Genomic DNA, 8,829 nt, shown 5'->3' with positions numbered 1-8,829 from the left:
GGGTGGCGCGGCCGCGGGCTCCTCGCCGCGCGCGGCGAGGGCCGCCGGCACGATCGGCAGCCCGACCGCCCCCTCCGGCGCCGGCGCGAGCGGAATCCCGATCGCCAGCGCCGCGATCCTCACCGCGAGCAGCGCGGCGAGCGTGACGATCACGAAAGGAAGGAGGCGCGGCGTGCCGTACCGCGTGCGGAGCATGCTCATCGGGCGAGCCTCAAGGCCTGCATCAGGTCGCGCTCGGCCTGGCTGCGCAGCTTCGGCGCCTCGGCCGGCGGTTCGGCGATCGCGCGCGCGGCGGCGCGCGGCTCCGGCGCATTGGCGAGGGCGCGCGCGTCGCGCACCCGCGCATCGAGCCGGTCGGCCAGCGCCTCGCCGCGCTCGATCAGGAACACGAGGTCGCCCTTCAGCCGTTCGGCCGCCTCGGTCTGCGCCGCGACCTGCTGGCCCGCGCCCTCGGCGGCGGCGCGCAGGCGCGCGGTCGAGGCCTCGGCCCGCGCGGTCGCCTCGTTGAAGCCGGCGACCAGCGCCTCGAGTGCCGCGTTGTCGCGCCTGAGCACGCCGAGCCGGCGCTCGAGCCGCACCGCGTACAGGAGGGTCGCGGCGAGCAGCACGAGGAGCAGCGCCTCGAGTCCCCATTGCACAAGCGTGATCATCAGTGCTCCCCATCGCGGCGCGGCACGTCGCGCTCGATCCTGACCGCCATGCGCCCGTTGCGGCGGCCCATCCGTCCCTGGAACAGCGCCACGCCGCCGCAGCGCAGGCTCACCGGCGAGTCGACGGTCGCGTTCAGCGTGATCCGGCTGCCGACGCGCCAGGACATCACGTCCGCCAGCCTCGCCCAGTGCTCGTCGATCACGGCGGAGAGCTCGACCTCGGTCTCCCAGAGCTCCTCCGCGAGATGGGTCTCCCAGATGCTGTCGCGGCCGAACTTCTCGCCCATGAACTGCTGCAGCAGCATCTCGCGCACCGGCTCGAGAGTGGCATAGGGCAGCAACAGTTCGAGCCTTCCGCCGCGATCCTCCATCTCGACCCTGAGCTTCGCGAGCACCGCGGCGTTGGAGAGCCGGCTGACGACGGCGAAGCGCGGATTGGTCTCCAGCCGCTCGAAGCGGAAGTTCACCGGACAGAGCGGATCGAAGGCCTGGGAGAGATCCGCCAGCACCAGATGGATCATCCGCTCGACCAGCGTGCGCTCGATCGTGGTGTAGGGCCGCCCCTCGATGCGCATCGGCGCGGTGCCGCGCCGGCCGCCGAGCAGGACGTCGACGATGGAGTAGATCATCGCCGAATCGACGACCATCAGCCCGTAGTTGTCCCACTCCTCGGCCTTGAACACGGCCAGCATGGCCGGCAGCGGGATCGAGTTCAGGTAGTCGCCGAAGCGCAGGCTGACGATGTTGTCGATCGACACCTCGACGTTGTCGGAGGTGAAGTTGCGCAAGGACGTGCTCATGATCCGCACCAGGCGGTCGAACACGATCTCGAGCATCGGCAGGCGCTCGTAGGTCACGAGGCCCGACGAGATGATCTTCTGGATGCCCGAGAGCTCGACATCCGCGGCAGGGCCGCTGTCGAAGCCGAGCAGGCTGTCGATCTCGGCCTGGTTGAGCACCCGCGCCGCGTCCGGCCCGGCGCGGTCCTCGCGTGGTCCGCCGTCCTCGCCGGCGACCTCGGCGCCCCAGGATGCGGCGAGCGCCTCCTCGTCGATCTCGTTCTGCTCCGGCGCGTTCATTGCACGAGCATCTCGACGAACAGCACGTCGGTGACCTGCACCGGATGCACCGCGACCCGCGCGCGGGCGGTGAGCTCCTCGCGCAGCCGGTGCATGCCGAGCGACCCGCGCAGCTCTTCGGGTCGCAGTTCGCGCAGATAGGTGGTGAAGAGGTCGCGCAGCCTGGGCACCGCCGCCTCCATCTGCGGCAGGTCGCGGCCGTCGGCGATCTCGATGCGCGCGACGAGCTTCAGGTAGGAGGGGCGCCGGCCCGGCGGCACGTTCAGGTTGACGATGATGTCCGGCATCGCGAACAGCGCCGGCTCGGGCTTCACCTCGGCCGGCGGTTCCGCCGGCGCGGAGAGGCCGAGGAGGTCGGGCAGCACGCCGCTGAACCAGAGCCCCGCGCCAGTGCCGGCCAGGAGGAACGGTGCGGCGAGCAGGATCAGCCGACGCCGGCCCTTCGGCGGGGCCTCGCCCGAGCCTGCCGCATCGTCCTCCGCCACCGCGGCGCTGCCGGCCATCGCGCACGCTCCGTCTGGTCCACAGGCGGACGCCACCGCGACGCCCGCAGGCATGTGTGTGCGGCGGTCGCGGTTAAGGAAGCTTGAAAGGGCGGCCGGCGAGCGCCGCGAGGACGGAGCGGCCCGGCCGGCCGTCGCGCGCGGTTTGCCGGGCAGGGTTTGCCGGCCGGATGCGGAACCTGCCGGAGGCCCGGCATCCGGCCGCGGGATCGCGCCGCCCGCGGCCTGGCACGGCGCTTGCGGGACCGGTCGCGTCATCGGACCCGGACCGCCACGCCATGGACACCACCGGCTACGTCGCCCTCTCCCGCATGGTCGCGCTGCAACGGCAGACGGACATGACGGCGCACAACATCGCCAACGCCAACACGCCCGGCTTCAAGGCCTCGCGCATGCTGTTCAGCGACTACCTCGTCACCCAGCGCCGGGTCGAGCAGCCCATCGACGGCCGGCGCGTGCACTTCGTGCAGGACCGCGGCACGCATCGCGAGATGGCGGTCGGCGCGCTGCAGCGGACCGGCAACCCGCTCGACGTGGCCCTCGCCGAGGACGGGTTCCTGGTGTTCGACACGAACCGCGGCGAACGCTACAGCCGCAACGGCCGGCTGACGCTGGACGCCGACGGACGGCTGGTCGGCCCGGACGGGTTCCCCGTGCAGTCGGCGGAGGGGCAGGCGATCGTGATCCCCCGGGACCAGGGCCCGGTCAGCATCGCCGCCGACGGCACCATCAGCACCGAGGAAGGCGAGATCGGCCGGCTGCGGGTGGTTCGCTTCGAGGACCCGCAGGCGCTCAAGGCCGAGGGCGCGAACCTCTACGCCGCCGACGCGCCGCCGGTTCCGGTCGACGCACCGGTGGTGATGCAGGGTCTGGTGGAGGAGTCGAACGTCCAGCCGGTCGTCGAGCTCACCCTGCTGATGGCGCAGATGCGCGAGTTCCAGTTCGCCGCCCAGTTCGTCGAGCGCGAGGGCGAGCGCCAGGCGCAGGCGATCGAGCGGCTGACGCGGCGCCGCGCCTGACGGACGGGAGGAGAACGACCATGCGATCCCTGCCCATCGCCGCGAACAGCGCAGCTGGCCCTCGGGCCGGCGAAGCGCACTGAACAGAGGAGGGCGCACGAATGCGATCCCTGCACATCGCCGCCACCGGCATGCTGGCCCAGCAGACCAATGTCGAGGTGATCTCCAACAACATCGCCAACATGTCGACCACCGGCTTCAAGCGCCGGCGCGCCGAGTTCCAGGACCTGATCTACCAGAACCTGCGCCGGGTCGGCTCGACCAGCTCGGATACCGGCACCGTCGTGCCCGCCGGCGTGCAGCTCGGCCTCGGCGTCAAGACCGCGGCCGTCTACCGCATCCACGAGCAGGGCAACCTGCAGCAGACCGACAACCGCTTCGACATCGCCATCCGCGGCCCGGGCTACTTCCGCATCGAGCTGCCGAACGGCGACTTCGCCTACACCCGCGACGGCACCTTCGGGCTGAGCCCGCAGGGCGAGGTCGTCACCGCCGACGGGTTCCGCCTGCTGCCCGGCGTGATCATTCCGCAGGCCGCGCGCGACGTGACGATCAACGCCAACGGCGAGGTGCTGGTCAAGCTCGACGGCCAGATCGCGCCGCAGAATGTCGGCCAGATCACGATCGCGATCTTCGCCAACGAGGGCGGGCTCGAGGCGATCGGCGACAACCTGTTCCTCGAGACCCCGGCCTCGGGCCAGGAGCAGGTCGGCGTGCCGGGCGGTCCCGGCTTCGGCAACCTCATGCAGGGCTTCATCGAGACCTCGAACGTCAACGTGGTCTCCGAGATCACCTCGCTGATCAGCGCCCAGCGCGCCTACGAGATGAACAGCAAGGTGATCACCGCCTCCGACGAGATGCTCTCCACCCTGACCCGGCTGCGGTGAGGTCGACCATGCGGCGCTTCCTCCTTCCGCTCGCGCTGCTTGTCGCGCTGCCGACCGAGGCGGTCGGGCAGGCGATCGCGCGCGCCCATGTCACGGTCGATTCCCCGCAGGTGCGGCTGGTCGACCTGTTCGAGCACGCCGGGCCGCGCGGCGGGCGCGTGCTCGGTCCGGCGCCCGCGCCGGGGCAGCGCTACGTCGTGCCGGTCGCGCAGCTTGCCGCGATCGCGCGCGACCACGGGCTCACGCTCGCCGGCGGAGGGCCGACGGTGGTCGAGCGGCCCGGCCGGCCGGTCGCGCGCCCGGAGATCGAGGCGGCGCTGCGCGAGGCCCTGATCGTCGCCGGCGCGGCCGAGACCCCGTCGGCGCGGATCGATCTCGCCGCCTTCGTCCCGCCCACCGTGCCGATCGCCGCCGCCCCCCGGCTGGTGGTCGAGGATCTCGCCTGGGATCACGCCTCGGGCCGCTTCGCGGCCACCCTGGCCGCGATCGTCGAGGGCGAGCCGCCGGTGCGCACGCGCCTCGCCGGGCGCGTCATCGACCTGGTTGCGGTGCCGGTCGCGGTGCGCCGCCTGGTCGCCGGCGAGCCGGTCGGCCCGGGCGATGTGCGCATGGCGCAGCTTCCGCCCGACCGCGTGCCGGCGGATGCGCTGCGCGATCCTTCGGCGCTCGACGGCCAGGTGCTGCGCCGGTCGGTGCCCCCCGGAACGCCGATCGGCGCCTCGGATCTCGGCGGCCGGCTGCTGGTGGTGAAGGACGCCCCGGTGACGATGGTGATCGAGCTGCCCGGCCTCGCCATCACCGCGCAGGGCCGCGCGCTCGACAACGGCGGCCGCGGCGACGTGGTGCAGATCCTCAACATCGCCAGCCGCGCGGTGGTCGAGGCGACCGTGATCGGTCCCGGCCGCGCGCGCGTCGCCCCCGGCAGCCTGCCGGTCTCGCGTCCCGCCGACCGCCGTCCCTCCCACCGCCGCGCGGAGTCCATCCGATGAGCGTCCGCCTCCTGCTGCTCGCCACCGCCCTGACGCTCGCCGCCTGCAACGCGCCGCAGCGGCTGTCCGAGATCGGCCGCGGGCCGCAGCTCTCGGAGATCGAGAATCCGACCGCGCGGCCCGACTGGCGGCCGGTCTCGATGCCGATGCCGACGCCGCAGGTGCCCTACCGCACGGCCAACTCGCTCTGGCGGCCGGGGGCACGCGCCTTCTTCAAGGACCAGCGCGCCTCCAACGTGGGCGACATCGTCACGGTCCTGGTCTCGATCCGCGACGAGGCGCAGCTCGAGAATCGTTCGACACGAAGCCGCAACAACAGCGAGAACCTCGGCCTGCCGCAGATGCTCGGGCTCGAGTCGAGCATCACCCGGATCCTGCCCAACACGGTGAACCCGGCGAATCTCGTCACCGCCTCCTCGACCGGGGGATCGACCGGCACGGGCCAGATCCAGCGCACCGAGCAGGTGACGCTCAGGGTCGCCGCCGTGGTCACGCAGGTGCTGCCGAACGGCAACCTGGTGCTGACCGGCAAGCAGGAGGTGCGGGTGAACAACGAGCTGCGCGAGCTCTCGATCAACGGCGTGGTGCGCACGCAGGACATCGGCTCGGACAACACGGTGCGGCACGACCGCATGGCGGAGGCACGCATCGCCTATGGCGGGCGCGGGATCATCAGCGACGTCCAGCAGCCGCGCTACGGCCAGCAGCTGCTCGACATCATCCTGCCGTTCTGACCGCGGCGCCGCACCGCGGACCGCCCGCCGGCACCAGCGGCGCCCGGCGATGCGCCGTCCCGTGCCATGATCGGCGGGGACGGGGAGGATCAGGGATGCGCCTCGGCTCGTCCTCGGAGTGTCGGTCATCGGCGGCGCCTCGAGCGCGGCGGCCGCCGGGATCGGATGGGGGATGACGCGCGGCGCCGCTCAGTCGTCGCGGTGCGTCTTCTCCATCCGCTCGTGCCGCTCCTGCGCCTCGATCGACAGCGTCGCGATCGGGCGGGCCTCCAGCCGGCGCAGCGAGATCGGCTCGCCCGTCTCCTCGCAGTAGCCGTAGGTGCCGTTCTCGATCCGCTCGAGCGCCGCGTCGATCTTGCCGATCAGCTTGCGCGCGCGGTCGCGCGTGCGCAGCTCCAGCGCCCGGTCGGTCTCGGCCGAGGCGCGGTCGGTCAGATCCGGCTCCTGCAGCCCGCCGTTCTGCAGGCTGGTGAGGGTCTCGTCGGCTTCCTTCAGCAGGTCGGCCCGCCAGCGCAGCAGCTTGCGCCGGAAGTACTCGACCTGCAGGGGATTCATGAACTCTTCGTCGTCGGAGGGTCGGTAGTCCGGCGGCAGTGTCACGATCATCGCTCGTCCCTGTGCGCGCTCACCCCCCGCGCGCGACTGACACCCAAGGGGGTCGAAGGCGCGCGGACTATACCCACCGCCCTCCGGGCCGCCAAGATCGACGCTTGCCGGTCAACTCATTGAGACAGAACGGTTTCATTCGGCCCGCCGGGCCGCGGCGATCGCATCCAGCCGGGCGAGCTCCACGGCCGCGCGCACGCCGATCTCGGCGGCGATGGCGGCAAGGCGCGGATCGGCGGCCATCTCGGGCTCGCTGGCGAGGGCGGCGAGCGACTCGAGGCGGGCGCGCGGCAGCCGCCCCGAGAGCAGGCCGAGCTGGAGCTGGGCGAGCTCCTCCAGCATCCCCTCCGCCCGCCGGCGCGCGCGCGCATCGCGCTCGCCGGCCGTGATCGTCTCCTGCAGCGCGAGCAGCGAGGGCGCGATGCTGACCGGATCGAGCGCGGCCGACTCGCGCGCCTCGGCCGATTCGCCGGCCGGGTCGGTGGCGACGCTGAACCGGCCGCGCGCGCCCGAGGGACGCGCCGGCCGCGGCACCGAGAGCGGGGCGGGCGCGAACCCTGCGATCTTCATCATCGTCCTTTCTCCCTCCTCTGGCCGTCCGCCGGCCGGCAGGACTGGCGCACCCGGCAAGTCCTGCCGGGCAACGGCCCGCGCCGCCCCGGCCGAGGCGGCGGCAATCCGCGGCATGGTGTCTGGCACAGAGTTCGCTAATCCATCGTTGCGGCCAGGAAGGCCGTGCCGACCGAACGGAAGCCCGCGGATGATGCGTCTCGCCCTTCTCGCCGCCCTGCTGACCGCGCTCTCCGCCGCCCTCTCCCCGGCGGGCGCGCAGGTGCGGATCAAGGACATCGCCGATGTCGAGGGCGTACGCGAGAACCAGCTCGTCGGCTACGGCCTGGTGGTCGGGCTGAACGGCACCGGCGACCGGCTCTCCTCGGCCGTGTTCACCCGCCAGAGCCTGATCGGCATGCTGGAGCGGCTCGGCGTCAACACGCGCGACCAGGAGCAGCGCCTCGATACCAAGAACGTCGCCGCCGTGATGGTGACCGCGGCGCTGCCCGGCTTCGCCCGACAGGGCACGCGGATCGACGTGCAGGTGGCGGCTCTCGGCGATGCGACCAACCTCAGCGGGGGCACCCTCCTGGTCACGCCCCTGCTCGGCGCTGACGGCGAGGTCTATGCGGTGGCCCAGGGCCAGGTCACGACCGGCGCGATCGCGGCGCGCGGCAGCGCCCAGTCGGTCACGCGCGGCGTGCCGACCGCCGGCCGGATCGCCAACGGCGCGACCGTCGAGCGCGAGACCGGCTACCCGTTCGGCCAGCGGAGCGAGGTCCGGCTCAGCCTGCGCAACCCGGATCTCACCACCGCGCGCCGCATCGCCGCCGCCGTCAACGCCTTCGCGCGCGCCCAGGTCGCCACCCCGACCGATCCGGGCACCGTGGTCGTCACGCCGCCGCCCGCGCGCGCCGCCGACCTGGTGGGCTTCCTGACCGACATCGAGCAGCTGCGCATCCAGCCCGACCAGGTGGCGCGCGTCGTCATCGACGAGGCGAACGGGATCATCGTGATGGGCGCGAACGTACGCATCAGCACGGTGGCGATCGCCCAGGGCAACCTGACGATCCGCGTCACCGAGACGCCGCAGGTGAGCCAGCCCAACCCGCTCGGCCAGGGCCAGACCGTGGTTGTGCCGCGCACCGAGATCGAGATCGAGGAGGAGCGCGGGCGCCGCCTCGCCGTGGTGCCGGGCAATGTCACGCTGCAGGACCTCGTCAGCAGCCTGAATGCGCTCGGCGTGGGCCCGCGCGAGATGATCCAGATCCTCCAGGCGATCAAGGCCGCGGGCGCGCTGCAGGCCGAACTCGAGGTGATCTGACCATGCCGCCGCTCCTGCCGCCCGCCGCCGATCCGCGCCTCGCCGCCCCGCCCGCGGCCCCCCGCCCGCCGGGGAGCGAGGCGGCCGCCGCCAGGGCCGCACGCGACTTCGAGGCGATGGCGCTCGGCGCGCTCCTGCAGCCGATGTTCGAGGGGCTCGGCAAGGGCGGGGCCTTCGGCGGCGGGACGGCCGAGGAGATGTGGCGGCCGATGCTGGTCAACGAGTTCGCCCGCGTCATCGCCGCGGGAGGCGGGCTCGGCATCGCCGATGCCGTGATGCGCCAGATGCTGGCCATGCAGGAGCAGAGAGCATGATCCCCGCGCTGATCAGTGCCGGCGTGCGACTGGCCGGCCTGCTCGAGGCCGAGAACCGCGCGCTCGCCGCGCTCGATCTCGCCGCCGCCGCCGCGCTCGCGGAGCCGAAGCGCGCGGCGGTCGAGGCTTTCGTCGCCGCCGAGGCGACCGCGCGCCGATCCGGCGCCCGCGC

General features: G+C 72.9%; 12 protein-coding genes. 6 read left to right on the top strand and 6 right to left on the bottom strand.

The window, feature by feature from the left end; all coding sequences use genetic code 11:
- From FK498_RS15055 to FK498_RS15040, 4 genes are all read right to left on the bottom strand, one after another.
- Positions 1 to 201 (bottom strand): hypothetical protein (locus tag FK498_RS15055; RefSeq protein WP_141855938.1); only part of this gene is annotated, 201 nt, incomplete at its 3' end.
- Complete coding sequence (locus FK498_RS15050; RefSeq protein ID WP_141855936.1) at positions 198 to 650, bottom strand: DUF6468 domain-containing protein; 453 nt, start codon at positions 648 to 650, stop codon at positions 198 to 200. The genes FK498_RS15055 and FK498_RS15050, both read right to left, overlap by 4 nt.
- Positions 650 to 1,729 (bottom strand): flagellar motor switch protein FliM, encoded by a 1,080-nt coding sequence (gene fliM, locus FK498_RS15045; RefSeq protein WP_141855934.1) that lies wholly within the window; start codon positions 1,727 to 1,729, stop codon positions 650 to 652. The genes FK498_RS15050 and fliM overlap by 1 nt, the downstream gene beginning before the upstream one ends.
- Positions 1,726 to 2,232: a flagellar basal body-associated FliL family protein gene (locus tag FK498_RS15040; protein ID WP_141855932.1), complete on the bottom strand. Its 507-nt coding sequence runs from the start codon at positions 2,230 to 2,232 to the stop codon at positions 1,726 to 1,728. The genes fliM and FK498_RS15040 overlap by 4 nt, the downstream gene beginning before the upstream one ends.
- Before the next feature lie 278 nt (positions 2,233 to 2,510).
- Between FK498_RS15040 and flgF the strand changes: the two genes are divergently transcribed.
- The 4 genes from flgF to flgH all read left to right on the top strand — a co-directional run bounded on the left by flgF (position 2,511) and on the right by flgH (position 5,861).
- Positions 2,511 to 3,251, top strand: coding sequence for a flagellar basal-body rod protein FlgF (flgF, locus tag FK498_RS15035; RefSeq protein ID WP_141855930.1), 741 nt, complete (start codon positions 2,511 to 2,513; stop codon positions 3,249 to 3,251).
- A gap of 101 nt (positions 3,252 to 3,352) precedes the next feature.
- Positions 3,353 to 4,138 carry a flagellar basal-body rod protein FlgG gene (gene flgG / locus FK498_RS15030; protein ID WP_141855928.1) on the top strand — a complete coding sequence of 262 codons (786 nt, stop codon included), beginning with the start codon at positions 3,353 to 3,355 and terminating at the stop codon, positions 4,136 to 4,138.
- An 8-nt stretch (positions 4,139 to 4,146) separates the two neighbouring features.
- The gene (gene flgA / locus FK498_RS15025; protein WP_141855926.1) at positions 4,147 to 5,127 is read left to right on the top strand and encodes a flagellar basal body P-ring formation chaperone FlgA; all 981 of its coding nucleotides are present in this window, start codon (positions 4,147 to 4,149) and stop codon (positions 5,125 to 5,127) included.
- Positions 5,124 to 5,861 (top strand): flagellar basal body L-ring protein FlgH, encoded by a 738-nt coding sequence (gene flgH / locus FK498_RS15020; RefSeq protein ID WP_141855924.1) that lies wholly within the window; start codon positions 5,124 to 5,126, stop codon positions 5,859 to 5,861. The genes flgA and flgH overlap by 4 nt, the downstream gene beginning before the upstream one ends.
- A 189-nt stretch (positions 5,862 to 6,050) precedes the next feature.
- On the opposite strand, the gene dksA is transcribed toward flgH, so the two are convergent.
- Both dksA and FK498_RS19385 read right to left on the bottom strand, forming a co-directional pair.
- Positions 6,051 to 6,467 (bottom strand): RNA polymerase-binding protein DksA, encoded by a 417-nt coding sequence (gene dksA / locus FK498_RS15015; protein ID WP_141855922.1) that lies wholly within the window; start codon positions 6,465 to 6,467, stop codon positions 6,051 to 6,053.
- 135 nt (positions 6,468 to 6,602) lie between these two features.
- On the bottom strand, positions 6,603 to 7,040 hold the full coding sequence (locus FK498_RS19385) for a flagellar assembly protein FliX (protein ID WP_161988435.1): 438 nt from the start codon (positions 7,038 to 7,040) through the stop codon (positions 6,603 to 6,605).
- Positions 7,041 to 7,227: 187 nt separating this feature from the next.
- On the opposite strand from FK498_RS19385, the gene FK498_RS15005 reads away from it, so the two are divergent.
- Together FK498_RS15005 and FK498_RS15000 are read left to right on the top strand one after the other, a co-directional pair.
- The gene (locus FK498_RS15005) at positions 7,228 to 8,343 is read left to right on the top strand and encodes a flagellar basal body P-ring protein FlgI (protein WP_141855918.1); all 1,116 of its coding nucleotides are present in this window, start codon (positions 7,228 to 7,230) and stop codon (positions 8,341 to 8,343) included.
- Between the two features lie 2 nt (positions 8,344 to 8,345).
- Entirely contained in the window at positions 8,346 to 8,657 is a 312-nt protein-coding gene (locus FK498_RS15000; protein WP_141855916.1) for a rod-binding protein, read from the top strand.
- The last annotated feature ends 172 nt before the right edge of the window (positions 8,658 to 8,829 follow it).

The organism is Elioraea sp. Yellowstone (assembly GCF_006704265.1).
Lineage (GTDB): Bacteria > Pseudomonadota > Alphaproteobacteria > Acetobacterales > Acetobacteraceae > Elioraea.
The sequence above is the reverse complement of the archived record's forward strand: the minus strand, read 5'-3'. Positions and strand labels throughout refer to the sequence as shown.

Bases quoted from the DNA above. Each gene is read 5' to 3' on its own strand.
- FK498_RS15050 (WP_141855936.1), bottom strand. From the start codon at position 650: ATGATCACGCTTGTGCAATGGGGACTCGAGGCGCTGCTCCTCGTGCTG.
- fliM (WP_141855934.1), bottom strand. From the start codon at position 1,729: ATGAACGCGCCGGAGCAGAACGAGATCGACGAGGAGGCGCTCGCCGCA.
- FK498_RS15040 (WP_141855932.1), bottom strand. From the start codon at position 2,232: ATGGCCGGCAGCGCCGCGGTGGCGGAGGACGATGCGGCAGGCTCGGGC.
- flgF (WP_141855930.1), top strand. From the start codon at position 2,511: ATGGACACCACCGGCTACGTCGCCCTCTCCCGCATGGTCGCGCTGCAA.
- flgG (WP_141855928.1), top strand. From the start codon at position 3,353: ATGCGATCCCTGCACATCGCCGCCACCGGCATGCTGGCCCAGCAGACC.
- flgA (WP_141855926.1), top strand. From the start codon at position 4,147: ATGCGGCGCTTCCTCCTTCCGCTCGCGCTGCTTGTCGCGCTGCCGACC.
- flgH (WP_141855924.1), top strand. From the start codon at position 5,124: ATGAGCGTCCGCCTCCTGCTGCTCGCCACCGCCCTGACGCTCGCCGCC.
- dksA (WP_141855922.1), bottom strand. From the start codon at position 6,467: ATGATCGTGACACTGCCGCCGGACTACCGACCCTCCGACGACGAAGAG.
- FK498_RS19385 (WP_161988435.1), bottom strand. From the start codon at position 7,040: ATGATGAAGATCGCAGGGTTCGCGCCCGCCCCGCTCTCGGTGCCGCGG.
- FK498_RS15005 (WP_141855918.1), top strand. From the start codon at position 7,228: ATGATGCGTCTCGCCCTTCTCGCCGCCCTGCTGACCGCGCTCTCCGCC.
- FK498_RS15000 (WP_141855916.1), top strand. From the start codon at position 8,346: ATGCCGCCGCTCCTGCCGCCCGCCGCCGATCCGCGCCTCGCCGCCCCG.